Source organism: Flavobacterium sp. B114r, from assembly GCF_056824125.1.
In genome coordinates this window covers 1,462,144-1,488,272 of sequence record NZ_CP124858.1, presented here as the reverse complement: position 1 = coordinate 1,488,272, position 26,129 = coordinate 1,462,144, and the positions used below count along the sequence as shown (strand labels likewise).

General features: G+C 34.6%; 21 protein-coding genes. 11 read left to right on the top strand and 10 right to left on the bottom strand.

Annotation, left to right across the window (positions count from 1 at the left end):
- Positions 1–121: 121 nt before the first annotated feature.
- The 3 genes from QLQ94_RS06625 to QLQ94_RS06615 all read left to right on the top strand — a co-directional run bounded on the left by QLQ94_RS06625 (position 122) and on the right by QLQ94_RS06615 (position 5,664).
- Entirely contained in the window at positions 122–2,230 is a 2,109-nt protein-coding gene (locus QLQ94_RS06625) for a prolyl oligopeptidase family serine peptidase (RefSeq protein ID WP_427402091.1), read from the top strand.
- Between the two features lie 428 nt (positions 2,231–2,658).
- The gene (locus QLQ94_RS06620) at positions 2,659–3,651 is read left to right on the top strand and encodes a Gfo/Idh/MocA family protein (protein ID WP_482499387.1); all 993 of its coding nucleotides are present in this window, start codon (positions 2,659–2,661) and stop codon (positions 3,649–3,651) included.
- A gap of 378 nt (positions 3,652–4,029) precedes the next feature.
- Complete coding sequence (locus QLQ94_RS06615) at positions 4,030–5,664, top strand: IS1182 family transposase (RefSeq protein WP_482499385.1); 1,635 nt, start codon at positions 4,030–4,032, stop codon at positions 5,662–5,664.
- A 73-nt stretch (positions 5,665–5,737) separates the two neighbouring features.
- Here the strand turns inward: QLQ94_RS06615 and QLQ94_RS06610 are convergent, their stop codons facing one another.
- From QLQ94_RS06610 to QLQ94_RS06600, 3 genes are all read right to left on the bottom strand, one after another.
- Positions 5,738–6,664: an outer membrane beta-barrel protein gene (locus QLQ94_RS06610; protein WP_271337459.1), complete on the bottom strand. Its 927-nt coding sequence runs from the start codon at positions 6,662–6,664 to the stop codon at positions 5,738–5,740.
- A gap of 179 nt (positions 6,665–6,843) precedes the next feature.
- Entirely contained in the window at positions 6,844–11,382 is a 4,539-nt protein-coding gene (gene dnaE, locus QLQ94_RS06605) for a DNA polymerase III subunit alpha (protein ID WP_271337458.1), read from the bottom strand.
- Between the two features lie 169 nt (positions 11,383–11,551).
- Positions 11,552–11,971, bottom strand: coding sequence for a DUF417 family protein (locus QLQ94_RS06600; protein WP_271337457.1), 420 nt, complete (start codon positions 11,969–11,971; stop codon positions 11,552–11,554).
- Between the two features lie 589 nt (positions 11,972–12,560).
- On the opposite strand from QLQ94_RS06600, the gene leuC reads away from it, so the two are divergent.
- From leuC to leuB, 4 genes are all read left to right on the top strand, one after another.
- Positions 12,561–13,955 (top strand): 3-isopropylmalate dehydratase large subunit, encoded by a 1,395-nt coding sequence (gene leuC / locus QLQ94_RS06595; RefSeq protein ID WP_271337456.1) that lies wholly within the window; start codon positions 12,561–12,563, stop codon positions 13,953–13,955.
- 169 nt (positions 13,956–14,124) lie between these two features.
- Positions 14,125–14,721: a 3-isopropylmalate dehydratase small subunit gene (gene leuD, locus QLQ94_RS06590; RefSeq protein ID WP_271337455.1), complete on the top strand. Its 597-nt coding sequence runs from the start codon at positions 14,125–14,127 to the stop codon at positions 14,719–14,721.
- Between the two features lie 255 nt (positions 14,722–14,976).
- Positions 14,977–16,497, top strand: a complete 1,521-nt coding sequence (locus tag QLQ94_RS06585; RefSeq protein ID WP_271337454.1) for an alpha-isopropylmalate synthase regulatory domain-containing protein — start codon at positions 14,977–14,979, stop codon at positions 16,495–16,497.
- Between the two features lie 151 nt (positions 16,498–16,648).
- A complete protein-coding gene (leuB, locus tag QLQ94_RS06580; protein ID WP_271337453.1) occupies positions 16,649–17,710 on the top strand; it encodes a 3-isopropylmalate dehydrogenase in 1,062 nt (353 codons plus the stop codon).
- Positions 17,711–17,878: 168 nt separating this feature from the next.
- On the opposite strand, the gene QLQ94_RS06575 is transcribed toward leuB, so the two are convergent.
- Together QLQ94_RS06575 and QLQ94_RS06570 are read right to left on the bottom strand one after the other, a co-directional pair.
- A complete protein-coding gene (locus tag QLQ94_RS06575) occupies positions 17,879–18,238 on the bottom strand; it encodes an RNA recognition motif domain-containing protein (RefSeq protein ID WP_026982652.1) in 360 nt (119 codons plus the stop codon).
- Positions 18,239–18,374: 136 nt separating this feature from the next.
- Entirely contained in the window at positions 18,375–18,863 is a 489-nt protein-coding gene (locus tag QLQ94_RS06570) for a DUF6252 domain-containing protein (protein WP_271337452.1), read from the bottom strand.
- A 196-nt stretch (positions 18,864–19,059) separates the two neighbouring features.
- Here QLQ94_RS06570 and QLQ94_RS06565 point away from each other — a divergent pair, with 196 nt between their 5' ends.
- From QLQ94_RS06565 to QLQ94_RS06550, 4 genes are all read left to right on the top strand, one after another.
- Positions 19,060–19,626 (top strand): 30S ribosomal protein S16, encoded by a 567-nt coding sequence (locus tag QLQ94_RS06565; protein WP_427402092.1) that lies wholly within the window; start codon positions 19,060–19,062, stop codon positions 19,624–19,626.
- 15 nt (positions 19,627–19,641) lie between these two features.
- Complete coding sequence (gene rimM, locus QLQ94_RS06560; protein ID WP_089477692.1) at positions 19,642–20,166, top strand: ribosome maturation factor RimM; 525 nt, start codon at positions 19,642–19,644, stop codon at positions 20,164–20,166.
- A gap of 173 nt (positions 20,167–20,339) precedes the next feature.
- A complete protein-coding gene (locus tag QLQ94_RS06555; RefSeq protein WP_271337450.1) occupies positions 20,340–20,690 on the top strand; it encodes a four helix bundle protein in 351 nt (116 codons plus the stop codon).
- A gap of 127 nt (positions 20,691–20,817) precedes the next feature.
- Entirely contained in the window at positions 20,818–21,525 is a 708-nt protein-coding gene (locus tag QLQ94_RS06550; protein ID WP_271337449.1) for a tRNA1(Val) (adenine(37)-N6)-methyltransferase, read from the top strand.
- On the opposite strand, the gene QLQ94_RS06545 is transcribed toward QLQ94_RS06550, so the two are convergent.
- The 5 genes from QLQ94_RS06545 to QLQ94_RS06525 all read right to left on the bottom strand — a co-directional run bounded on the left by QLQ94_RS06545 (position 21,522) and on the right by QLQ94_RS06525 (position 26,088).
- Positions 21,522–22,814: an HlyD family secretion protein gene (locus tag QLQ94_RS06545; protein WP_482499382.1), complete on the bottom strand. Its 1,293-nt coding sequence runs from the start codon at positions 22,812–22,814 to the stop codon at positions 21,522–21,524. The two genes, QLQ94_RS06550 and QLQ94_RS06545, sit on opposite strands and share 4 nt — an antisense overlap.
- A 3-nt stretch (positions 22,815–22,817) precedes the next feature.
- Positions 22,818–25,010 carry a peptidase domain-containing ABC transporter gene (locus QLQ94_RS06540; RefSeq protein ID WP_482499380.1) on the bottom strand — a complete coding sequence of 731 codons (2,193 nt, stop codon included), beginning with the start codon at positions 25,008–25,010 and terminating at the stop codon, positions 22,818–22,820.
- Positions 25,011–25,326: 316 nt separating this feature from the next.
- A complete protein-coding gene (locus QLQ94_RS06535; RefSeq protein WP_271338380.1) occupies positions 25,327–25,518 on the bottom strand; it encodes a hypothetical protein in 192 nt (63 codons plus the stop codon).
- Between the two features lie 68 nt (positions 25,519–25,586).
- Entirely contained in the window at positions 25,587–25,799 is a 213-nt protein-coding gene (locus QLQ94_RS06530) for a hypothetical protein (RefSeq protein ID WP_271338379.1), read from the bottom strand.
- A 148-nt stretch (positions 25,800–25,947) separates the two neighbouring features.
- Entirely contained in the window at positions 25,948–26,088 is a 141-nt protein-coding gene (locus QLQ94_RS06525; RefSeq protein WP_271338378.1) for a hypothetical protein, read from the bottom strand.
- Positions 26,089–26,129 lie beyond the last annotated feature (41 nt).

Below are 26,129 nucleotides of genomic sequence, written 5' to 3'. Positions count from 1 at the left end.
GCTTTGCGAACTTTGTATTTTTTAAAAGCATTATTAAATAAAATCTTTGCGGACTTTGCGGTTAAATAGGTACTGATCTAACAAAAAACGCTATTTTTGTGACAACTGTTAAACTTAAACAATGAAAAAAACATTTCTATTAATGGCAATTACAACTGCAGGAATTTCATTTGCACAAAATAAAATTCAATATCCACAAACCCAGAAAGGCGAAACAGTTGACGTCTATTTTGATACAAAAGTAAACGATCCATATCGTTGGCTTGAAGACGACAAATCAGCTGAAACCGGTGCTTGGGTAAAAGCTCAAAACGAGGTTACTTATGGTTATTTAGATAAAATCCCTTTTCGTGACGAACTTAAAAAACGCATGGAGAAATTATGGAACTACGAGAAAATCAGTGCTCCATTTGTAGAAGGAAAATTCACTTATTATTCAAAAAACAACGGACTTCAGAATCAATCCGTATATTATAGAAAAGGGCAAGACGGTAAAGAGGAAGTTTTCTTAGATCCAAATACTTTCTCGAAAGACGGAACAACTTCTCTTGGTGGTTTAGATTTTTCTAAAGACGGAAGCAAAGCTGCTTATGCCATTTCTGAAGGTGGAAGCGACTGGAGAAAAGTAATCATTATTGATGCTTTGTCTAAAAAAGTAATAGAAGACACATTGGTTGATGTAAAATTTAGCGGAATTGCATGGCACGGGAATGAAGGTTTTTATTACTCTAGTTATGAGAAACCTAAAGGAAGTGAATTGTCTGCTAAAACAGATCAGCATAAATTATATTTTCACAAACTTGGAACTTCTCAAAAAGAAGATAAAGTTATTTTTGGCGCAGATCAAAAACGCAGATACATAGGTGGTTATGTTACTGAAGATGACAAGTACCTGGTAATCTCAGCTGCCAATTCTACTTACGGGAATGAATTGTATATTAAAGATTTAACGAAAGCGAACAGCCCGATTGTAACGATTGTAGATAATTTTAACAGCAACAATCAGATTATCGAGAATGAAGGTACTAAATTGTTTATCGAAACTGACTTGAACGCACCAAATACTCGTGTTGTTACTGTTGACTTAAATAATCCTAAACCAGAAAACTGGAAGGATTTTATCAAAGAAACTCAAAATATTTTATCACCATCAACTGGTGGCGGATACTTTTTTGCTAATTACACAAAAGATGCTGTTTCGTTTGTACAACAATACGATTATAAAGGAAAATTAGTGCGTGAAATCAAACTTCCTGCTGTAGGAACTGCAGGTGGATTTGGAGGAAAGAAACACGAAAAAACATTGTATTACAGCTTTACAAATTACACAACTCCGGGAACGATATATTCATTAGAACCAAAATCAGGTAAATCTGAAGTATATCAAAAACCTAAAGTTGATTTTAAAAGTGAAGATTACGAATCTAAACAAGTATTCTATACTTCAAAAGACGGGACAAAAATCCCGATGATTATCACGTATAAAAAAGGATTAAAATTAGATGGTAAAAATCCAACAATTCTTTATGGTTACGGTGGATTCAACATTAGTTTAACTCCAAGTTTCAGCATTGCAAATGCAGTTTGGATGGAAAACGGCGGAGTTTATGCTGTTGCCAATTTAAGAGGTGGTGGTGAATATGGTAAAAAATGGCATGATGCGGGAACTAAATTGCAAAAACAAAATGTATTTGACGATTTTATTGCTGCAGGTGAATACTTAATCGCTCAAAAATATACTTCATCAGATTTCTTAGCGATTCGCGGAGGTTCTAACGGAGGTTTATTAGTTGGTGCAACAATGACACAGCGTCCTGATTTAATGAAGGTAGCTTTGCCAGCAGTTGGTGTAATGGATATGTTACGTTACCATACTTTTACCGCTGGTGCAGGTTGGGCTTACGATTACGGAACATCTCAGGATAATAAAGAAATGTTTGAATACCTAAAAGGTTATTCTCCTGTACAAAACGTAAAAAAAGGTGTTCAATATCCTGCAACTATGGTTACAACAGGAGATCACGATGACCGTGTTGTTCCTGCACATAGTTTTAAATTTGCGGCTGAATTACAAGAAAAACAAACAGGGAACAATCCTGTTTTAATTCGTATTGATGTAAAAGCAGGTCACGGAGCAGGAAAATCTGTTGCGGCAACGATTCAGGAAAACGTAGACATTCAAGCTTTCACGCTTTATAATATGGGTTTTAAAGCTTTGCCTAAAAAGTAAAACTTATTCTTAATTTTATTAGCCACGAATTCACGAATTATTTTTGTGAGTTCGTGGCTTTTTTTTGCCACGAATTTCACTAATTAGCACGAATTTAATTTGCTTGTTTTGTGTTGAGAATTTTACCACAAAGCACGCAAAGATTTCATATAAAAATATTCTTCAGAAAATGCAAAGTTCGCAAAGCTTTGTATTGAACCAGCTTTGCGAACTTGTGTTTTACAGAACCAGTCTGATACAAAAATTTTGCGTGCTTTGCGGTAAAATAAAATCTGTGTGCATCTGCTTAAATCCTTTTAAATCTTCGTGAATTTGTGGCGAACTTTTTTACACAGTTTCAATATAAATAATTCGTGAAAATTCATGCAATTCGTGGCAAGCTTTTTTTAAATAAAACTTAAATTTGAAATAACTAAAAAAACCAGAAAATGAAAATTGTAAAATGGGGAATTATAGGCTGTGGAAATGTAACCGAAGTAAAAAGCGGACCGGCTTTTCAGAAAACTCCCAACTCAGCCTTAGTTGCCGTGATGCGAAGAGATGCTGCTCTCGCCGAAGATTATGCTAAACGCCATAACGTATCTAAATGGTATTCGAATGCTATTGATTTAATCAATGATCCGGAAGTCGATGCTGTTTATATTGCTACTCCTCCATCGTCTCATAAAGAATATACTATTTTATGTGCCAAAGCCGGAAAACCGGTTTATGTAGAAAAACCAATGGCGTTAACTTTTGAAGAATGCAACGAAATGATCAGCGTTTGCAAAGAACATAATGTTCCATTATTTGTAGCCTATTACAGAAGAAGTTTGCCAAGATTTTTAAAAATAAAAGAATTAATCGATCAAAATAAAATAGGAACGGTAAAACATGTAAATTGTGTTTTATATCATCCGTTTGAAGAAAGGTACGACGACGAAATCAATTTGCCATGGACTGTTTTACCACACATTTCAGGTGGTGGAATCTTTGTCGATTTAGCGTGCCATACGTTAGATTTCCTTGATTTTGTATTAGGACCAATTCAATCAGTTCGCGGACATGCCAGTTCTCAGCTTAAAGCATATCCTGCCGAAGATTCGGTTTCAATGTCCTTTTTATTCGAAAACGGAATTCACGGAACAGGTCTTTGGAACTTCGCCAGTTTTGAGCGTTATGACAATACTGACATTGTAGGCGATAAAGGGAAAATCTCTTTCTCTACTTTCGGCAATGATCCTATACACATTCAATATACAAATGGCGAAAAAGAAAGCGTCACAATCGAAAACCCGCTTCATATTCAGCAACCACTTATCGAAACTGTTGTCGCAGAAATTTTGGGCAACGAAGGCGTAAATCCATCAAAAGGAACATCAGCCGCAAGAACAACCTGGGTGATTGATGAAGTTTTGAAGGAGTTTAGGAATTCAAAATAATAACAACAATAATTCAGCACAATGTTGTCATTTCGAACAATGAGAAATCACATGAGAAACTCTGTATAGAAAGTCGTCAATCTTTGTCTAATATTAGATGTGATTTCTCCCTTTGGTCGAAATGACACAATTGCTGATTGCAAACTGCGAAGACAGCTAAAAATCCCTTGAAACGCAAAACAGCACAATCTTGTCATCATTTTACCCTCTTGTTGATCGACAAAGATTAGTAATATTCTTTGCGGAGCTTCTGGTGTGATCTCTCATTCTTCGAAATGACAAGATTGCACAAAAAAAAGAGGCTGTCCGAAAAGTAATTTCGGGCAGTTTTTTTTTGTTTTACACATTGATTTTTCTTATATTTAAGTACTAAAATCAATGATTATGCAGCCAGTTTTTAAGCCTCATTCGGTTCACCAGCAAGATCTTTTTCCATTGAATTTAAATGATCTGATCCCAGAGAATCATTCTGCCCGATTAATAGACAGTGTTGTTGAACAGTTGGAAATTTCCGAGATTATATCACAGTTTAAAGGCGGTGGAAGATCCAGCTACCATCCTAAGATGTTATTGAAAATATTGTTTTACGGATATCTCAATAATACCTATTCCAGCCGAAAGCTGGCTAGAGCCGTGAAGGAGAATATATATTTTATGTGGCTCTCGGGAGGACTTCAGCCGGATTTTAGAACTATCAATGACTTTAGAGGAAAAAAATTAAAAGGGAATATCGAAAAACTTTTCAGCCAGGTCGTTCTGATGATGGTAGATTTAGAGCTCATTAGCCTGGAGAGACAATTTATTGATGGTACTAAAATAGAAGCCAACGCACATAAATACAGCTTTGTGTGGAAGAAAGCAGTTGAAAAACATAAAGACAGGCTTCAGGGAAAAATCGATGCTGTTCTGGCAGATATTGGTCAGGCTATCGAGTCAGACATTATGCATACTGATAACCAAACTGATACCAAGGTAGACAGTAAGAAATTAGAAGAAAAAATACACGAGATCAACCAAAGTGAAAAAAAGCAGAAGCTGAGTAAACAGCAGAACAAATCACTTCAAAAACTCGAGAAAGAACAGCTTGTAAAACTTAAAGAATATGAGAAACATCTCGAAATTCTGGGGGATAGAAACAGTTATTCGAAAACCGATACCGATGCTACTTTTATGCGCATGAAAGAAGATCATATGGGCAACGGACAATTAAAAGCGGGTTATAATATTCAGATTTCTACAGAAAATCAAATTATTACACATTACTCCACCCACCAGACTTCTACTGATTTTACCACATTAAAGACTCACTTAGAAGGATTCAAAAGCAACTACGGCAAACAATCTGCAAAAGTTATAGCCGATGCGGGCTATGGAAGTGAGGAAAATTATCAACTCCTTGAAGACAAAGAAATTGATTTTTTTGTTCCCTACAACATGTACCGTATCGAAGAGACCCGTAAGCATAAAAACAATTTATTCCACGCACAAAACCTGTTTCATAATAATGAGCAAGACTTTTTGGTTTGTCCAATGGGGCAGCAAATGCCTCGTATCTTTACTAAGAAATCAAAAACTACAACTGGTTTTGAACAGTATCATTCGGTATATGAGGCTTTAAATTGCGCAGGATGTCCTCTGCGGGGGCAATGCTTTAAAGCTAAGGGGAACAGACGGATAGAAATTAATCACAATCTTCAAAGACTGAAATTCAAGGCAAGAGAGAATTTAGAAAGTGAATTGGGCAGGGAAATTTATAGTAAAAGATGTATTGAACCAGAGCCGGTTTTTGCTAACATCAAGCAAAACAAAGGATTTAAAAGATTTACACTTACCAAAACAGCCAAAGTAAATACTGAATTTGGCCTGATTGCTATTGCTCACAACTTTTCTAAATGGATCGCTAAAATCCGTTTGGGCAATTTTAACCTCATTTTTGATCTCGTAGAAGCTTTAGAAAAGTTTATAGAAGACCATTTTAGCCCAAATTTACATTTTTCAAGAAACACTCTGTAAATCTACTAGTATAATAAAAGAAAGAGGTCGTCTTTTCAGACAACCTCTTTTATTAAGTATAATTTTCTAAGAATTACAAGCTGTATTTAAGACCTAAAGTCAAACCTAAACCTGAGATCCCAACATACGAGCTTAATTCATCCATTGGTTTTGTTTTATCAACACCATTCGGATTTGTTAAAGCATTATTAGAATTAACGTCTAATCTGTCTCTGTAATTTGTATGTATTTGAGAAGCAGATCTAGTTGCCAAAGCATCATTACCATTAACATTAAATTCTGTAGTTTCTTTAGTTTTTCCGTGTACAGTAAAGTTACGGTATTCCAATTCACCAAAAACTGAAATATTTTTTCCTAATTTATAAGATGTTCCTAAAGCAGCAACAAATCCAACTGTTGGATTTGGTTTTACTTTATCAACACTATGAACATTTCCAAAAGCAGTTGGAACTCCTGTATTTGAAAAAGCAATTGGAGCGTAAGCATCTGAAGTGATTTCTAAATCTCCATGAATAGGAACTAAAATACCAACCTTAGTATAGGGTTCAAAACCTTTGTGTTCTCCTAAAAACAAAACCAATGCAGGGGCAAGATCAAAAGCAGTAATCTGACCTACTGATTTAAAAGCATATACACCAGCTGGAGTAATAGGCACATCTGATCTGGTTTGTGCCATTGTCTTATCTTTACTAGTATAATAATTAACACCTAACTCAACCCCTAAACGGGCATTAAATCTATATCCGGCTGTTAATCCAGTTCTGAAACCTTCACCAAAAGAACCTGTAACACTTTCTTCAGAAACTAATTTCCCTCCTACAAAAGTTCTGTCTAAAGGAAGATTTCCTCCCACAGTTGGAAATTCAGTAGCAGCAGTCTGAATAAAATAAGATCCTCCTAATTTAAAATACCATGATTCTGGTTTATCTGCTTTTTCTGTTTGCGCCATTGTCGCCATAGAGCAAACTAATAATCCGAGTAAAAATAGGTTCTTTTTCATAATTCTGTTTTTTAATTATTTTTTACAAACATAGATTATTTTAACATATTCTTACAGTTTGTAATGTTAGACTTGGAACGAAATCGTTGTAATTTTAATCTAAAGTACTAAAAAACTACTATGCATGCATATTTTTAACTAAAAAAAAATGCATTATATCAAATTTTAACTGTTAAATTTTAGTTTAGCTTAAAATTTACCTGCATTTTCTCTAATTCTATCAATAGCTCGGTAGAAATCTTAACTTTTACCCTGCGACTTGGCATCGTTAACTTAGTTACTACCTTTATTTCTTCAACTTCATTTACTTCCTGAATTTTAGTTTCTTCAATGGCAGAATCTGTATCTTCATTCTCATCTACAAAAACAGCATCAGTTGTTTCTTCAAAATCAGCTGGAGTTTCTACCTCAACTAAACGTTTAATTTTTTCTAACTCCATAATTTCAAAAGTCACAGAATTATCGCCTTTATTCTCATTGAACAATTGACTCAAATTATGAATAAATTCAGCTTGCAGGTCTGTAATATTCAGTAATAAAATCAATTTTTTAGCAAAGGCTTCCAGAATATCCTGCAATTGCCTAATCTCAACAAATTGCAATCTTGGATCAGATTTTTTACCTGTATCGTGATTTACCCAACCATCTTTTATTAAAATTTTCAGGAAGGCAAAATTATTCTGAATCAGGAAGTGACGGAATTTTAGGTATTCTTCGCCAAAAATCTTGAATTCATAACTTTCATCATATCCTTCTAAATTAAATACTGCCCAGCCTTTTCCGTTTTTTGCTACACGGTGCTGCACATTATTAATGATTCCGGCAAAATTCAAATTTTTACCTACATATTCATTCATACTTTTCAGAGCCTCTAATCTGGCATTGCAGAAGTATTTCATCTCAAATCTAAAATCATCAAGAGGATGTCCTGAAATATAAATTCCAACTACTTCCTTTTCTTTGGCTAATTTTTCCATCGTGCTCCAGTCTTCACACGGAGGCACAATAGGCTCATCAATCTGAACCTCACTTGATTCCCCAAACAAACTTACCTGCGATGAATTTTCGTTTTCCTGAAATTTAGAACCGTAACGAATCGCTTTTTCATAAAATGTAATTCCGTCGCCATCATCATGAAAATATTGTGCTCTTGTAGTTCCTTCAAACGAATCAAAACCACCTGCCAAAGCAAGGTTTTCGATTGCTTTTTTGTTAGCTGCACGCAAATCTATTCTTTTAGCCAAATCAAAAATCGATTTGTACCTGCCATCTTTTCTACTTTCTACAATTGTTGCCACAGCTCCGGAACCCACTCCTTTAATGGCGCCCATCCCAAAACGTACTGCATACTCATCATTTACAGTAAATTTATAAAATGACTCATTTACATCCGGTCCTAAAACCTGCAATCCCATTCGCTTACATTCTTCCATAAAAAATGATACTTGTTTAATATCATTCATGTTATTCGAAAGAACCGCTGCCATATATTCTGCAGGATAATGTGCTTTTAAGTACGCTGTTTGATATGCAATCCAGGCGTAACAAGTCGAGTGCGATTTGTTGAAGGCGTAACTCGCAAATGCTTCCCAGTCTTTCCAGATTTTCTCTAAAACTTTTGCATCGTGACCTTTTTTTGCTGCTTGTTCTACAAACTTAGGCTTCATTTTATCCAGTACTTCTTTTTGTTTCTTACCCATCGCCTTACGCAAAACGTCGGCCTCACCTTTTGTAAAGTCAGCCAGCGATTGCGACAAAAGCATTACCTGCTCCTGGTAAACGGTAATTCCGTAAGTTTCTCCTAAATATTCCTCACAAGCATCTAAATCGTATTTGATTTCCTCTTCGCCATTTTTTCTTCGAACGAAAGACGGAATATATTCCAAAGGTCCCGGACGATACAAGGCATTCATGGCAATTAAATCTCCAAAAACCGTTGGCTTCAGATCTTTCATATATTTCTGCATTCCGGGTGACTCGTATTGAAAGATTCCAACCGTTTCTCCTCTCTGGAAAAGTGCATATGTTTCAACATCATCAATTGGGAATGTATCCGGATCAAGATCAATGTTGTTTCTATATTTTACCAGTTTAACGGTATCTTTTATTAAGGTAAGGGTCTTCAGACCCAAGAAGTCCATCTTCAGCAATCCTGCACTTTCTGCAACCGAGTTATCAAACTGGGTTACATATAAATCAGAATCTTTGGCAGTTGTAACAGGAACGAAATTCGTAATATCCGATGGCGTAATGATTACCCCACATGCATGAATTCCGGTATTTCGCATTGATCCTTCAAGGATTTTTGCCTGCTGAATTGTTTCTCCGGCCAAATCGTTTTCATTGGCAATGGCGATTAATTCTTTTACGTTATCAAACTCATCAGAACGAAGTGCTTTTTTAACCTCATCTTCATTCTCAGAAATAAAACGCGCCAAATTCCATTTTGACGGCATCATCGCCGGAATCAGTTTTGCAATTCTGTCGGCTTCAAATAATGGTAAATCCAATACACGCGCCGTATCACGAATCGCTGATTTGGTTGCCATTTTACCATAGGTAATAATTTGCGCAACCTGATTTTTACCGTATTTATTGATTACATACTCCATTACACGACCACGACCCTCATCATCAAAGTCAATATCAATATCGGGCATCGATACACGATCCGGATTCAGGAAACGCTCAAAAAGCAAATCGTACTTAATAGGGTCAATATTTGTAATCCCTAAACAATAAGCAACGGCAGAACCCGCTGCAGATCCACGACCGGGACCAACAGAAACGTCCATATTTCTGGCTTCGGCGATAAAATCCTGGACAATCAGGAAGTAACCCGGATATCCGGAATTCGAAATCGTTAATAATTCAAAATCCAAACGTTCCTGAATAGATTCGGTAATTACTCCATATCGCTTTTCTGCGCCCACCATTGTAAGGTGACGCAAATATTTATTCTCACCCCTAACTCCACCATCCGCTTCATCTTCAATAACTACAAACTCCTGCGGAATATCAAATTTAGGAAGCAATACATCACGATAAAGTGAGTAGATCTCGACCTTATCAACAATTTCCTGAATGTTGATAATCGCATCAGGTAAATCAGAGAAGAGTTTTTTCATCTCTTCAGATGACTTATAATAGTATTCCTGATTAGGCAATCCGTAGCGATATCCTCGTCCACGACCAATTGGTGTAGCCTGTTTTTCACCATCTTTTACACACAATAAAATATCGTGCGCATTGGCGTCTTCTTTATTTAAATAATAGGTATTGTTTGTCGCAATTAATTTGACATTGTGTTTTTGAGAAAACTCAATCAGGGTTTTGTTAACACGATTTTCGTCTTCCTGATTGTGGCGCATTACTTCAAGATAAAAGTCATCGCCAAATTGTTGTTTCCACCAAATCAAAGCTTCTTCGGCTTGGTTTTCACCAACATTCAGAATTTTACTCTGGATTTCTCCGTATAAATTCCCGGACAAAACCATGATATCTTCTTTGTATTGTTCGACAATTTTTCGATCAATTCTTGGAACATAATAAAATCCTTCCGTAAAGGCAATCGACGACATTTTCGCCAGATTGTGATATCCTTTTTTATTCTTGGCTAATAAAACAATCTGATTTCCATTGTCTTTTTTGCTTTTATCAAGGTGATTGTCGCAAACATTAAATTCGCAGCCTACGATTGGTTTTATTTCAGTTTCTGTTGGTTCTTCGCCAGCTTCAACTAAGGCTTTATTTTTTCCGGATGCCGCTTTATTATGATTCATAACAGCGCTCACAAAGTGAAAAGCCCCCATCATATTTCCGGTATCTGTCATTGCAACAGCCGGCATTCCGTTTTTGGCTGTAGCCGCAACAATATTTGCAATTCCTATTGTGGATTGTAAAACCGAAAACTGTGTATGATTGTGTAAATGCGCATATTTTGCTGCTTTAAAATCTTCTCTGTCAGAACCGGAAACCGTAGTTTGTTTGTCATTAGATTCTAAAGCTCTTAATTGCTCTCTGATTTTATCAGAAGCCGCTTTTAAGTTGATGTGTTTTAGTCCTATTAAAGGAAATTCCTGAGGGTTTCTATTTTGAAATTCCTTAAAGTAATCCTTGGGAACATCCAGTTCTTCTTTGGTAAAAACCTCTCTTCTTATTAATTCAAGAAAACAACGCGTGGTTGCCTCAACATCGGCAGTTGCGTTGTGCGCTTCTGCAAAAGGTTTATCAAAAAGATAACTGTGCAATTCTGTTAAGGTTGGTAATTTAAACCTTCCTCCACGACCTCCCGGAAGTTTTAATAATGAAGCGGTAACCTCTGTACAAGTATCCAAAACCGGCATTGAAGCCATAGGAGAATCAACTCCAGCTCTATGAAATTCAGCCCCCATAATATTAACGTCAAAACCTAAATTCTGACCGACAATAAATTTGGTTTTACTTAATGCAATATTGAATTTCTCCAAAACTTCTGCTAAAGTAATTCCATCGGCTTCAGCCAATTCAGTCGAAATTCCGTGAATACGTTCTGCGTCATACGGAATGTTGAATCCATCAGGTTTTACCAAATAATCCTGATGTTCAATAAGAATTCCCATTTCGTCGTGAAGCTGCCACGCGATCTGAATACAGCGAGGCCAGTTATCAGAATCAGTTATTGGAGCGTCCCAACGTTTTGGTAATCCAGTAGTTTCAGTATCGAATATTAAATACATAGGTTTTGTAAAAAGGCAAATTAAAAAATTCCAAATCCCAAAATTTTCACATCATAAATCACTGATTTAATGATCAATAGAAATCTACGAAATAAAAATGGAGGAAGTTCAAATTTAGTCTTTTTTTAGACAAATTAACTACTGATTTTTGTTAAGAATTGTACTTATTTTATTCCCTGCCTTTTACACAGACCATTAACGAAATTGCCAAATAAGGAATGTCTTTTAAAATAAAAAAATCAGTTACCGGGAATCCCTCTACACTTTTAAAAACTCCGGGAGTTGTAATTAAAAAACTTAACGTTGTGACAAATATAATTGCAGAAGCACAACCTGCATAAAAACCAATTTTCTTAAAAAACAAAGAAAGCAAAAGTCCAATTCCGGTAACAACTTCAAAAATCCCAATACAATTAGAAACCTGCTGAACAGACATCACTTTATACATCCAACTCATTGCAAAATGATTTTCAACTAAATCTTTTATAGCGCCGGCTTCCACAGCTGTGAATTTAAAAAGCCCTACCCAGATTAAAATAATTACGGTTCCTAAAACACCAAGCTTGTATGCAAATTCATTTAAATTCATAATATCTTTTTTTTTTAAATTAGAATTATCAATATTAATCGTTCTTTTAGGAATTAAATGTCAGCTACTTGTCATAATCGATTAATTTTAAGAATCAAAATTTTTTAATATTCGTTTAATTTCATTCTAAAAAACAAAAAAATGCAATTCTTGGATGTCGTATTATTTTAATTAGAAAAATGATGTAAAATCTGATTTTAAATACCTGACAAAAGTGAACTAATTTCTTATTTCCAATGTTCTAAAAAGAATCCAAAACTAACAATTATTACTATTTTTATTTATATTGTTACATTTTTTATAATAGAAAGCTATATTTTGTATTGATTTTGAGATAAATTTGCCAACTATTAAAATTAAAGCAATTCCATCAAAATTGAAGTAAAAAAGAAAAGTAAAACCAATTTATATCCATTCTACAACCAAATCTGATTACAAAAAAGCCAATCGCAATTTGTATTTTGGTTTGGGTATCGTATATAATGAAATATTGAAATTGACGACCTTATATCTTTTTCTAATTTTGTTTTTCTATTATAATGAGCAGGAAATTGCTGTGGTTAGAAATTACAATTAAAAAAAATAAAAAATGAGTAAGACATTATTTGACAAAGTATGGGATTCACATGTAGTGCGTAAAATTGAAGATGGACCGGATGTGTTTTTTATTGACCGTCATTTCATTCATGAGGTTACGAGTCCTGTTGCTTTTTTAGGATTAAAAGCCAGAGGCGTTAAGGTTTTATACCCTGAACGTACTTTTGCAACTGCAGATCACAATACACCAACCATAAACCAACATTTACCAGTTGAAGATGCTTTATCTGCCAATCAGCTTAAAGCGCTTGAAGATAATGCTGCCGAATACGGAATTTCGCACTGGGGTTTAGGTCACATTAAAAATGGAATTGTACACGTAGTTGGTCCTGAAAACGGAATTACTTTGCCAGGTGCTACTATTGTATGTGGAGATTCTCACACATCTACTCACGGTGCTTTTGGAGCGATTGCTTTTGGTATTGGAACTTCTGAGGTCGAAATGGTACTTTCTACTCAATGTATCATGCAGCCAAAACCAAAGAAAATGCGCATCAACGTAAATGGTGAATTAAGCAAAGGTGTTGGTCCAAAAGACGTTGCTCTTTATATTATTGCTCAATTGACTACTTCCGGAGGTACTGGTTATTTTGTTGAATACGCCGGTGATGTTTTCGAAAACATGACAATGGAAGGTCGTATGACGGTTTGTAACCTAAGTATCGAAATGGGTGCTCGTGGCGGAATGATTGCGCCTGACCAAAAAACTTTTGATTTCCTTGAAGGCAGATTATATGCTCCAAAAGGCGAAGCCTGGGACAAAGCGGTTGCTTATTGGAAAACACTTAAAACCGATGATGATGCTGTTTTTGATGCTGAATTAAACATCAAAGCTTCAGATATTGAACCAATGATTACTTATGGTACTAACCCGGGAATGGGAATTGGTATCTCAAAACATATTCCGAACGCCAATCAAGTTGAAGGCGGTGCGGAAACTTACAAAAAATCTCTTGCCTATATGGGCTTTGAAGAAGACGATGTGATGATTGGAAAACCAATTGATTATGTTTTCTTAGGAAGTTGTACAAACGGACGTATTGAAGATTTTAGAGCTTTTACTGAAATTGTAAAAGGAAGAAAAAAAGCAGATAATGTTACCGCTTGGTTAGTTCCGGGTTCTCACGTTGTTGAAGCTCAAATTAAAGAAGAAGGTTTATTGGATATTTTAACCGAAGCTGGTTTTGTATTGCGTCAGCCTGGTTGTTCGGCTTGTTTAGCAATGAACGATGACAAAGTTCCTGCAGGAAAATATGCAGTAAGTACATCAAACAGAAACTTTGAAGGTCGTCAGGGTCCTGGTTCAAGAACATTATTAGCAAGCCCAATTATGGCCGCTGCTGCTGCTGTAACAGGAAAACTAACGGATCCGAGGGAGTTATTTTAAAAGATTTATGAATGTAGATTAACGATTTTTGATTTCAGATTTCTTCGTTAATCCTTTTAAAAAAATCTTTAAAAAATTTCAATTTACATTTTACAAAATATTAACGATTACAATTTTTCTTTTCTGAGAAGAAAAATCAAAAATCGTTAATCAAAAATTAAAAATAAAAATGGCATACGATAAATTTAATATACTTACCAGCAGCGCAGTGCCGTTGCCTATTGAGAACGTAGATACAGATCAAATCATTCCGGCTCGTTTCCTGAAAGCTACAAAACGTGAAGGTTTTGGAGACAATCTTTTTAGAGACTGGAGATATAACGGAGACGACTCCCCAAAAGCTGATTTCGTTTTGAACAATTCAACTTACAGCGGAAAAATTCTTGTGGGAGGAAAAAACTTCGGTTCAGGATCTTCAAGAGAACATGCAGCCTGGGCTGTTTATGATTACGGATTTCGTGCTGTAGTTTCAAGTTTCTTTGCAGATATCTTTAAAGGAAACTGTTTAAACATTGGCGTATTGCCTGTTCAGGTGAGCCCAGAATTTGCAGATATTATTTTTAAAGCAATTGAAGCTGATCCTAATACACAATTAGAAATCAACTTACCAAACCAAACGATTACTTTGTTAGCAACTGGTCAACAAGAATCTTTTGCTATTAACGGTTACAAAAAGAACAATATGGTTAATGGCTTTGATGACATTGATTATTTGCAAAATATTAAAGAAGATATCGTGACTTTCGCAGATAAACTTCCTTACTAAGAAAAATCTTGTTCAATCTATTTAGACCCGACAGGTTTTCAAAACCTGTCGGGTTTTTCTAAATTAAATGAGAAAACACAGAACGCGGATACAACTGATTTGCTATCGCAAAAACGCTAAAAAAAACAGATTTTATTTTTAGCTAAAGTAAAAATCAGTGGTAATCCGAGTCTTCGTAAAGAGAATCAGTAAAATCGGCGTCGAAATTAAAATATGGATCAATAATATCCAGCCATTAGAAATTAGAATATCAATATGGAAAGAAGAAAAATTGAAATAATGGATACGACGCTCCGCGATGGTGAACAAACATCTGGAGTATCATTTTCTGCTGCAGAAAAACTAACCATTGCGCAATTGTTGTTGGAGGAATTAAATATTGATAGAATCGAAATTGCTTCGGCGCGTGTAAGCGAGGGCGAATTTCAGGCCGTAAAAGGCATTACATCCTGGGCAGCCGAAAAAGGATATATTAATCGTATTGAAGTACTCTCGTTTGTAGACGGTGGCGTTTCGATCGAATGGATGAAAAAAGCGGGTGCCAAAGTGCAGAATTTATTGACCAAAGGTTCAATGAATCACCTGACACATCAATTAAAAAAAACGCCCGAACAGCATTTTTTAGAAATTGCTCAAATCATAGCTTTAGCAAAAGAAAACAATATTGAAACAAATGTTTATCTTGAGGACTGGAGTAACGGAATGAGAAATTCACCTGAATATGTTTTTCAGTTTCTTGATTTTTTATCTACTCAACCCATCAAAAGAATTCTGCTTCCTGATACTCTAGGTGTATTAATTCCGTCTTTGACTTTTGAATTCATCACAAAAATCAGAACAAAATATCCGCAAATTCATTTTGATTTTCACGCACATAATGATTACGATTTAAGCATTGCCAATGTTATGGAGGCTGTAAAAGCAGGCATAAACGGACTTCACGTTACTGTAAACGGAATGGGAGAAAGAGCCGGAAATGCACCGCTTGAAAGCACTGTTGCCGTTATAAACGATTATCTGCCAGAAGTTAGCATCAATATTAAAGAGACATCTTTATACACGGTCAGTAAATTAGTTGAGACTTTTACAGGATATAGAATTCCTGCCAATAAACCAATTGTTGGCGATAATGTTTTTACACAAACTGCCGGAATCCATGCGGATGGAGATAACAAAAACAATTTATATTTTAATGATTTGCTTCCGGAACGTTTTGGAAGAAAACGTAAATATGCCTTAGGCAAAACTTCAGGAAAAGCCAATATCGAAAAGAATCTTCAGGAATTAGGTTTAAAACTAAACAACGAAGATTTAAAATTGGTCACACAAAGAATCATTGAATTAGGAGATAAAAAGGAAACTGTTACTAAGGAAGATCTTCCATACATTATTTCAGATGTTTTGGACAGTCATACTTATGAAGATAAAATCACAATAGAATCGTATGTATTAATGCACTCAAAAGGAATGCGTCCCTCAACGACTTTGCTCCTAAAAATTGATGATGAAATCATTGAGGAAAACGCACAAGGAGATGGTCAGTTTGACGCTTTTATGAATGCTTTGTCAAAAATCTATAAAAGCAAGAAACTAACACTTCCAAAACTGATCGATTATGCGGTTCGAATCCCGCCAGGAAGTAGCTCTGACGCATTATGCGAAACAATCATTACCTGGGTAAACAACGGAAAAGAATTTAAAACCCGTGGTTTAGATTCAGATCAAACAGTTGCCGCAATTATAGCAACTCAAAAGATGCTGAATGTAATTCCGTAAGGTTCTAAGTTGCTAAGACTCTAAGGTTCTGATAAAAAAATTAGGATCTCAGCAACTCAAAACTATGAAAACATAAAAAACAATTATAAATTAAAATTCTGACCAGCTAAGAAAAAAACTTAGTAACTCAGAATCTTAGAAACTCAAAAAAATGAATTTTAACATAGCCCTTTTAGCAGGAGACGGAATTGGTCCTGAGGTAATTAATGAAGCAGTAAAAGTATCTGATGCAATTGCAAAAAAATTCAATCACGAAATAACATGGACACCAGCTCTTACGGGAGCTTGCGCAATTGATGCCGTTGGAGTTCCTTATCCTGATGAAACTCACGAAATTTGCATGGCAGCCGATGCTGTTTTGTTTGGCGCTATTGGACACCCAAAATACGATAACGATCCAAGCGCACCAGTTCGCCCTGAGCAAGGATTATTATTGATGCGTAAAAAACTAGGTTTGTTTGCTAACGTGAGACCTACTTTTACATTTCCTTCTTTAATCGACAATTCTCCTTTAAAAAGAGAAAGAATCGAAGGAACGGATTTAGTTTTCTTAAGAGAATTAACAGGAGGTATTTACTTTGGAGAAAAAGGAAGAAGAGACGGCGGAGAAACTGCATTTGACAATTGTGTTTACACAAGAGCCGAAGTTCAGCGTTTAGCTAAAAAAGGTTTCGAATTAGCGATGACTCGTAGCAAAAAATTATGTTGCGTTGATAAAGCAAACGTATTAGAAACTTCACGTTTATGGAGAGAAACTGTTCAGGCAATGGAAAAAGATTATCCTGAAGTTACTGTTTCTTATGAATTTGTTGATGCTGTTGCAATGCGTTTAGTACAATGGCCAAATTCTTATGATGTATTAATTACTGAAAATCTATTTGGAGATATCTTAACTGACGAGGCTTCTGTAATTTCAGGTTCAATGGGATTAATGCCTTCTGCTTCTGTTGGAGAACATACTTCTTTATACGAACCAATTCACGGATCTTATCCGCAAGCAACAGGATTGAATATTGCTAATCCTTTGGCTACTATTTTATCTGCAGCCATGATGTTTGAAGATGCATTTGGTCTTAAAGATGAAGCCGAAGCAATTAGAGCAGTTGTAAACAAATCACTAGAAGAAGGAATTGTTACTGAAGATTTAGCTGCAAAAGGAACTAAAGCATACAAAACCAGCGAAGTTGGAGACTGGCTTGTAGCGAATCTATAAAAAAGTTTAAAGTTTATTTTGTTTCAGGTTTCACGTAGAGGCGCACAGCAGTGCGTCTTTCCTTTGTGTTAGATGCACTGCTGTGCATCTCTACGAAGAAACAAAATTTACCGCATAAAAAAAGGGATCAACTTTCGTTGATCCCTTTTATATATTTAGAAAAAAATATTAATATCCTCCTCTGTTACCACCACGGTCATTTCCACCACGGCTGTTTCCTCCACCATAACCACCGCGTGAATCTCCACCACGACTGTTATTGTTGAAGCTTCTTCTTTCGCCTTCTGGTTTCGGTTCAGATTTATTAACCACAATTGCACGACCTTGAACAGTAGCTCCGTTCAATTCATCAATTGCTTTTTGAGCTTCAGCATCGTTTGGCATCTCTACGAAACCAAAACCTTTGCTTCTTCCTGTAAATTTATCAGTAATGATTTTAACTGAATCTACTGCTCCGTAAGCCTCGAAAGACTCTCTTAAATCTGCTTCCTCAATACTGAATGGAAGGCTTCCAACAAAAATGTTCATATGTACTTATTTATAATAATATAGCAAATGTACTCTTATTTTTCTGTAATCTACTATATATTAGTTTATTTATGTTTTTATTTTGATTTAAAAAAATAAAAAACTAACAAAAACCAATCTGTCAGAAATTATTTTACTAATAAAGTATAATATTGCCTAGTGTAGCCGGTACTTTATAAAACACACCTTCTGTAAAAGTTATTTTTGGGTTTTCAGTATCACTTGTGTTTTGATTTATTGCATTAAATTTAAATGTCCCTGAAATAGTATTACTTTCTATATCGTATTCTGTAATAACAATTTGACCACTCCCAACTCCTGCACCTGTAGAAAAAACAGCAGATTGAGACGGAAGCGTATTTGAATAAGATGCTTTTGAATCCTTATTAATACCCAGAATATAAGTTCCTTTTACCGGTGATGCCGTTTGTAGAATCACTTTTTCATAGCCCAAATTACCCTCAATAATCATACTGGTATTGACTCCCTTATATGCTTTATAACTTTGAGCTCTCCAAAAAACATTATTTTTCAATCCCTGAAAGGCAGGAGTATTAAATTTTACATCTTCAGTACAAGATGCAAACATCAAAATCGTAATTAACAGGTAAATGTATTTTTTCATAAAGCAATGAATTTGTGGCAAAAATACCTTATTTGACTTAAACAATGAAAATTTAAGCTCTAAAACAGCCTAAAAATCACAAAAAGCTGATTAAAATATTTTTAATAAAGTTTGGAACACATAATTCATAAAAAAACTATATCTTTGCGCCCTTAATTAACAGAGGTCGAGTACCTCAAAATTTAATCATAAGATTATGTCAGTAAAAATTAGATTACAAAGACACGGTAAAAAACAAAAACCTTTTTACTGGGTTGTAGCTGCAGATGCACGCTCAAAAAGAGATGGTAAATACTTAGAGAAAATCGGTACTTATAATCCAAACACAAACCCTGCAACTATCGAATTAAACATTGATAGTGCTGTAAAATGGTTACACAATGGTGCACAACCAACTGATACAGCTAGAGCTATTCTTTCTTACAAAGGAGCTTTATTGAAACACCACCTTGATGGAGGTATTCGTAAAGGTGCTTTGACTCAAGAGCAAGCTGATGCTAAATTATCTGCTTGGTTAGATGCTAAAGCTGGAAAAGTTGATGCTAAAAAAGACGGTTTAACAAAAGCGCAAGCTGATGCTAAATCTAAAGCTTTTAAAGCAGAACAAGAAGTTAATGCTAAACGTTTAGCTGCTGCAGCTCAAGCTGAAGCTGATGCTATCGCTGCTGCAACTCCTGCAGTTGAAGAAGAAGTTGCTGAAGTTGAAGAATCAACTGAAGAAGCTCCTGCTGCTGAAGAAAATAACGAAACAACTGAAGCATAATTATATTTAGCGGGAATGCGTAAAGAAGATTGTTTTTATTTAGGTAAAATCGCTAAAAAATTTAGTTTCAAAGGTGAAGTTCTTGCCTATTTAGACACGGACGAACCTGAGTTATACGAAAATCTGGAATCAGTGTTTGTTGAATGCAACAAACACTTGGTTCCTTTTTTTATCGAAAAAAGTTCTTTGCACAAAAACGATTTTCTTAGAATTCGTTTTGAAGACATGAATACCGAAGAAGATGCAGATGCCATTATGGGTAATGCCATTTATCTTCCTTTGAATATGTTGCCAAAACTTTCCGGCAACAAATTTTATTTCCATGAGGTTATCGGTTTCGAAATCGAAGACCAGCGTTTAGGCGTTTTTGGAAAAATTGCTGCTGTAAATGATACAACGGCACAACCACTTTTTGAAGTTTTAAATGGTGAAGTCGAAATGTTAATCCCTATGATTGATCATTTCCTTGTAAAAATTGACCGCGAGAATAAAAAAGTGATCATGAACCTTCCGGAAGGATTGGTAGAGATGTATCTTTAAGTTTTAAAATTCCAAATTCCAATCTGAAAAGTAAATTTCATTTTTTTTTAAATTCCAAATTTCAGTAGAAAAGATGTTTTCTTAAATATATTTGAAAGAAAAAACCCTCATTTAAATCTATTTTACTACTTTTAAATTCCATTATATATTGGAATTTAAAAATTGGATTTTATATGCCTAAGCCCTACGATTTAGAAGAAAGAACTTTCTTATTTGCAAAAGAGTGTCGAATTTATATTAGAACTTTAGCAAAAACAACATCAAATATTGAAGATGGCAAACAGTTAGTAAGATCCTCTGGTTCTGTTGGAGCAAATTACATTGAAGCAAACGAAAAACTGGGAGATAAAGATTTAATTTTTAAACTTAAAATATCAAGAAAAGAAGCGAAAGAATCTAAATTTTGGTTGAGATTACTGCACGACTTAAATCCAGAACAAAGAATTTTTTCAGAATCTTTATTATTCGAAATAGAAGAATTAAGAAAAATACTATCCGCAATTATTACCAAAACATCAAAATAATTAATTAGGATTTTAATCTTATTTTTACACCTTAAATAAAATATTTTATTCCGCTTTACACTTGGACTTGGAAATTTCTTTTTTAAGTTTGGAATTTGGAATTTAAAAAAATTGGAATTTACTATCTATGTTTTCATTCAAACAATTTTCAGTTGCACAGGATCGATGCGCTATGAAAGTAGGAACAGATGGCGTTTTATTAGGCGCATGGGCTCCTGTAAATCACAATCCGTTTAGTATTTTAGATATTGGCGCAGGAACCGGAATCATTGCTTTGATACTGGCTCAGCGAACTCATGCTGAACAAATTGACGCACTTGAAATTGATGAAGATGCTTATGAACAAGCAGTTGATAATTTCGAAAACTCTCCTTGGGGCGACCGTTTATTTTGTTTTCATGCCGGTTTAGATGAATTTATTGAAGAGCCGGAAGATGAATACGATTTAATTGTTTCCAATCCTCCTTTTTATGCTGAAGATTATAAAACCGAAAATGAACAACGCGATTTAGCCCGTTTTCAAGATGCAATGCCTTTTGAAGAATTAGTCGAAGCAGCTGATTTATTACTTTCTGAAAATGGAATATTTGCCGTTATTCTCCCATTCAAAGAAGAAGAGAGCTTTATTTCTTTAGCCAAAGAATCAGAATTATATCCAATAAAAATCACCCGCGTAAAAGGAACTCCAACTTCACCAATAAAACGCAGTTTATTGGCTTTTAGCCGAAATGAGAATCCAGAAATCGAAATCGATGAGTTAACGATCGAAATAGACAGGCACGTTTATACTCCGGAATATATTGAATTGACTAAAGAGTTTTATTTAAAATTCTAAACCTGCTCAAAAATACTTTTGAACTGATATAGAATCCTTTCTATCAATCGTAAATCTTCGGTTACAATTTCAGCGCTTCCTTTCATTTCCTGCTGAAAAACGATTTGCTTTTTATATGAAGTCAGCAATCCGCTTGGAAGAGCTACATCCAATAATAAATTTCCGTCTTTATCCGGAACTAACGAAATATTTCGAATCTTTCCTTTCAGGACACCAAACTCCCGATCAGGAAAATTTGCTAATCTGATATTTACAGTTTGCCCCACTTTTATTTTTCCGGAATTCAACGCCGGCGCTTTTACTTTTCCAACAAAACCATTTTTTGTATCCGGAATAATAGAAAAAACATTATCCCCAACATTTATGGTTTGATTCTCTGTCCAAACCTGCAAAAAAGTAACCACGCCACTCACAGAAGATTTCAAAGTATAGGCCATCTCCCAGTCTTTTATTACTTTTTTAAGCTGATAAAAAGATTGCGCCATGTTTCTTCCTAAGGTAACTTCTTCTTTAGTGCCGCTTATTTGCGAATTCTGACTTAATTTAGAATTATCAATCAAAGAGGACTTTAATTGAGAAATAGACGTTAAGAGCCCTTTATAATTCTTTTGTGCCTGAAGATAACCAAGCTTCTTCGCCTCCATCTCCTGAGCCGAAATAATACCTTTATTAAACAAAGTTTCAAAACGGGCAATTTCATTTTTCTGAAGCTGCAGTTCGCTTTCATTTATTATCTTTTGCTGCTGAAGTATTTCCAGTCTTTCTTTTATCTGAACCTTTTCTGAAACCTGCGCCCTGTTTTCAACTTGAAATGGCTGTAGATCCTTATTCAATTGTTCAGCCTGATAATCTTTTTGAAAAACAGCAAAAGCACTTTCAATCTCTCCTAATTGCGTATTTTTTAATAGAGCAAAAGGAAATGCTTTTTTAGGATTATTAATATCATATTGATCAACTATCTTTTTTAATAAAAAAACATCTTTATAATTGGCTGTATTTTCAATAATAGCAAGTGTGCTATTTTTTGACACGATCGATTTATCTTTTACCAAAATAGCTTCGATACGGCCGGAAGATTTAGAAACTATTTTCTCTGGCGGAATATTGGTTGTAATTACAATTTCAGTATTTACAACATCCGGATATTTTATAAACCAGGACACAAAAAACAGCATAAAAATAATTATGAATATCAAAACGGTCCCCCAACGGATCATCCAATGTGGTACTTTGGTGAGAATGTCCTGTACTTCTTCACTTCTTAGTTCGAATGTGGTGTCTTCAGCCATGATTTAATTTCCTAATTGTAATTGATTTTTAACCAACTCAAAATAATTCCCTTTTAGTTTTACCAAAATCTCATGATTCCCAATTTCGATGATTTTTCCTTTGTCCAAAACTACAATTTGATCTGCATTCATAACTGTACTCAATCGATGTGCAATAACAATTACGGTTTTGTCGTTAAAGAAAATATCCAGTTTGCGCATAATCTCTTTTTCATTATTGGCATCTAAAGCTGATGTAGCTTCATCAAAAAATAATATTTCAGGGTTTTTATAAACTGCCCTTGCAATTAGCAAACGTTGTTTCTGTCCCGTACTCATCCCTACTCCTTCTGCGCCAATTTTAGTATTATAACCAATTGGCAAACCGCTGATGTATTCTTTTATATTGGCAACATCTGCAGCATATACCAATCTTTCCTTATCGACTTTATCAACTCCAATAGCAATATTATTGGCAATGGTATCGCTAAAAATAAAACCTTCCTGCATTACCGCTCCTATATTTGACCTCCAGGCTTTTTGCGAAATATTTTTAAGCTGTGTATTTCCAATATTTACTTCCCCTTTTTCAGGTTCATAAAACTTAAGAAGCACCTTCATTAAAGTTGTTTTTCCACTTCCGCTAACCCCAACAATTGCAGTTACTTTATTGGCTGGAATTTTTAGCGTTAAATCGTCTAAAACAGGAATATCAGATCCCAGATAACGATACGAAAGATTCTTTATTTCAATATCACAATCAAACGGAACATCACTGGTTTGATGAACTTCCTGCTGGGTTTCATCTTCTTTTTCATGAATTTCAGACAATCTGGCCAATGAGATTTTAGCATCCTGAAGTTCTCTTACAAATTCTATAAGCTGGGTTATTGGTCCGTTTAAGCTTCCCACGATTGAACTTATCGCCAGCATCATTCCTAACGTTATAGAACCATCAATGACTAATTTTGCAGAAAGAAATATAATAAAAATATTTTTAAGCTCATTGATTACAGAAGAACCTATCGTTTGTGTTTGTTCTAAAACCAATCCTTTTATAGAAACCCTGAACAATCTTGCCTGAACATACTCCCATCCCCAACGTTTTTGTTTTTCGGCATTATGAAGCTTAATTTCCTGCATTCCGTTAATGAGCTCCATAACTTTGCTCTGCTCTTGCGAAACCTCTGCAAAACGTTTATAATCGAGAACTTCCCTGCGTTTTAAGAATAAGGTAATCCATCCAAAATAAAGAATACTTCCTGCAAAAAACACAAAAAATATCTGCAAATTAAAATAAGCCAAAACACCTCCCATAACAAACATATTGATTACAGAAAACAAAACGTTTAATGATGATGTAGTCAGGATTTTTTCGATTCTGCGATGATCATTTATGCGCTGCATGATATCTCCGGTCATTCTCACATCAAAAAACGAAATAGGAAGATTCATTAATTTAATGAAAAAATCAGAAATAAGCGAAATGTTTATTCTTGTAGAAAGATGTAATAATATCCAGCTTCTTATCAGTTCTAAGCCTGTTCTTCCGGCAAAGAGAAATAACTGAGCAAAAAGAATGAGATAAATAAAATGAATGTTTTGGTTTTGTATCCCAACATCAACAATACTTTGGGTTAAAAACGGAAAAATTAGCTGAATCAAACTACTCGCTAATAAACCAATACTAAGTTGTGTCAAAAATGATTTGTATCGCAATACATATTGTGATAGCAATTTAAAACCTAACCCTTTATTTTCTTCCTTATCAAATTCAGATTGGAAAAACTTGGGCGAAGCTTCCATCAATAATGCAACGCCTTCTTGTGTTGAATCATCAGCATTATTTCCAATCCAGAATTTAAGAAAATCCTGTTTATTATATTCGATTAAGCCAAAAGCGGGATCAGAAACATAATAAATATTTCTTTTTATTTTGTAAAGTACTACATAATGATTTTTATTCCAGTGCAAGACACAAGGCAATGGTGCTTCTTCTAATCTTTCGAGATTTAATTTTACCCCTAAAGTTCGAAAACCAATTCTCTCAGCCGCATCACTTAAAAAAAGTAAATTACTTCCTTCACGAGTTGTTTCGCTAATATCTCTCAACTCCTGAATGTTGATTGTTTTCCCGTAATGTTTAGCAATTATCTTTAAACATGTAGGTCCACAATCTTTATAATCAGCTTGCTTATAATGGGTGAATTTTTTCAAGTTATATTTTTTATTCCAAAGCAATTTAAGATTAAATTTCTTTATTTAACATAAAAAAACAGAGAAGATTAATATCTTCTCTGTCAAGTATTTAAAAACATATTTATTAGAAATACAATTTCTGTAGGACATGGCACCGGCTAACCCTAACCAAATAAAAATCAAACCAGTGACCAATTTTCCTAAAGAATCCCAACACCAATCATCAATGTGGGGAAAATTGCTCAATGTTCCACGATCGAGCGCCTACAAATTAAAAAAAACATGACTAAATTCTAAAAAAGGCTGTATTGTATTTCTCTTAAAACGTTAAAAATTAACAACAAAGGCGACTTGTATCACAAATACCTGGCAACGTATTTACAGGACAAGTTTCGCCTACGGATATTAAAACGCACCCAGCTTCAATAGCATTTACCCAACATTCAGGAATTCCTCCTTTTATTGTTTTTTGCTCATTCTTGCTTATATGCTGCGCATTTTCTAAATTCAGAATTTTCTTTAACATCTTAATCTTCTACAATAAATATTGTTGTTCACAATCTAATTAAACTTATTATAACTTTTAATACACAATTAACACGGAGCCATTAATATTGAGCATTGATTTGGTCCTATATAAGCTGGTCTTAAGTTATATGGATAAGCTAAACATTGAGCTTCCGTAGCACGGAATACAACAAACTCATTACACTGACCATCTGGTGGAATACTTCCTCCTTTAATATTTTTTTGTTCACTTACAACTAACGTTTCAGCACCTTGTAAGTTTAATATTTTTTCTAACATGATATTTTGTTTTAAGTTATATGCAAATCCCGAATTTTATTCAAATAAAAACCTACGATTTCTAATATTTAGATAATTGATTTTCAGTTTAAGTACAGAGAAGCTTTTTAATTACACTTCTCTGATACTTGTAATTTTAATATCTGAATTAATCAGCATCTTTCTCCCAACATTTTTTACCATAAGGCTGATTTGGAGGACAAGGACCTCCACTACCACCTTCAATTGTCTTTTTTTCTTCTGTTGTTAATTTTTTTGTTCCTTCTTGATTTAAAATCTTTTCTAACATAATTGCTTAATTTATTTGTGAGTTTATACTTCAATCTTTTA

Bases quoted from the DNA above. Each gene is read 5' to 3' on its own strand.
- QLQ94_RS06625 (WP_427402091.1), top strand. From the start codon at position 122: ATGAAAAAAACATTTCTATTAATGGCAATTACAACTGCAGGAATTTCA.
- QLQ94_RS06620 (WP_482499387.1), top strand. From the start codon at position 2,659: ATGAAAATTGTAAAATGGGGAATTATAGGCTGTGGAAATGTAACCGAA.
- QLQ94_RS06615 (WP_482499385.1), top strand. From the start codon at position 4,030: ATGATTATGCAGCCAGTTTTTAAGCCTCATTCGGTTCACCAGCAAGAT.
- QLQ94_RS06610 (WP_271337459.1), bottom strand. From the start codon at position 6,664: ATGAAAAAGAACCTATTTTTACTCGGATTATTAGTTTGCTCTATGGCG.
- dnaE (WP_271337458.1), bottom strand. From the start codon at position 11,382: ATGTATTTAATATTCGATACTGAAACTACTGGATTACCAAAACGTTGG.
- QLQ94_RS06600 (WP_271337457.1), bottom strand. From the start codon at position 11,971: ATGAATTTAAATGAATTTGCATACAAGCTTGGTGTTTTAGGAACCGTA.
- leuC (WP_271337456.1), top strand. From the start codon at position 12,561: ATGAGTAAGACATTATTTGACAAAGTATGGGATTCACATGTAGTGCGT.
- leuD (WP_271337455.1), top strand. From the start codon at position 14,125: ATGGCATACGATAAATTTAATATACTTACCAGCAGCGCAGTGCCGTTG.
- QLQ94_RS06585 (WP_271337454.1), top strand. From the start codon at position 14,977: ATGGAAAGAAGAAAAATTGAAATAATGGATACGACGCTCCGCGATGGT.
- leuB (WP_271337453.1), top strand. From the start codon at position 16,649: ATGAATTTTAACATAGCCCTTTTAGCAGGAGACGGAATTGGTCCTGAG.
- QLQ94_RS06575 (WP_026982652.1), bottom strand. From the start codon at position 18,238: ATGAACATTTTTGTTGGAAGCCTTCCATTCAGTATTGAGGAAGCAGAT.
- QLQ94_RS06570 (WP_271337452.1), bottom strand. From the start codon at position 18,863: ATGAAAAAATACATTTACCTGTTAATTACGATTTTGATGTTTGCATCT.
- QLQ94_RS06565 (WP_427402092.1), top strand. From the start codon at position 19,060: ATGTCAGTAAAAATTAGATTACAAAGACACGGTAAAAAACAAAAACCT.
- rimM (WP_089477692.1), top strand. From the start codon at position 19,642: ATGCGTAAAGAAGATTGTTTTTATTTAGGTAAAATCGCTAAAAAATTT.
- QLQ94_RS06555 (WP_271337450.1), top strand. From the start codon at position 20,340: ATGCCTAAGCCCTACGATTTAGAAGAAAGAACTTTCTTATTTGCAAAA.
- QLQ94_RS06550 (WP_271337449.1), top strand. From the start codon at position 20,818: ATGTTTTCATTCAAACAATTTTCAGTTGCACAGGATCGATGCGCTATG.
- QLQ94_RS06545 (WP_482499382.1), bottom strand. From the start codon at position 22,814: ATGGCTGAAGACACCACATTCGAACTAAGAAGTGAAGAAGTACAGGAC.
- QLQ94_RS06535 (WP_271338380.1), bottom strand. From the start codon at position 25,518: ATGTTAAAGAAAATTCTGAATTTAGAAAATGCGCAGCATATAAGCAAG.
- QLQ94_RS06530 (WP_271338379.1), bottom strand. From the start codon at position 25,799: ATGTTAGAAAAAATATTAAACTTACAAGGTGCTGAAACGTTAGTTGTA.
- QLQ94_RS06525 (WP_271338378.1), bottom strand. From the start codon at position 26,088: ATGTTAGAAAAGATTTTAAATCAAGAAGGAACAAAAAAATTAACAACA.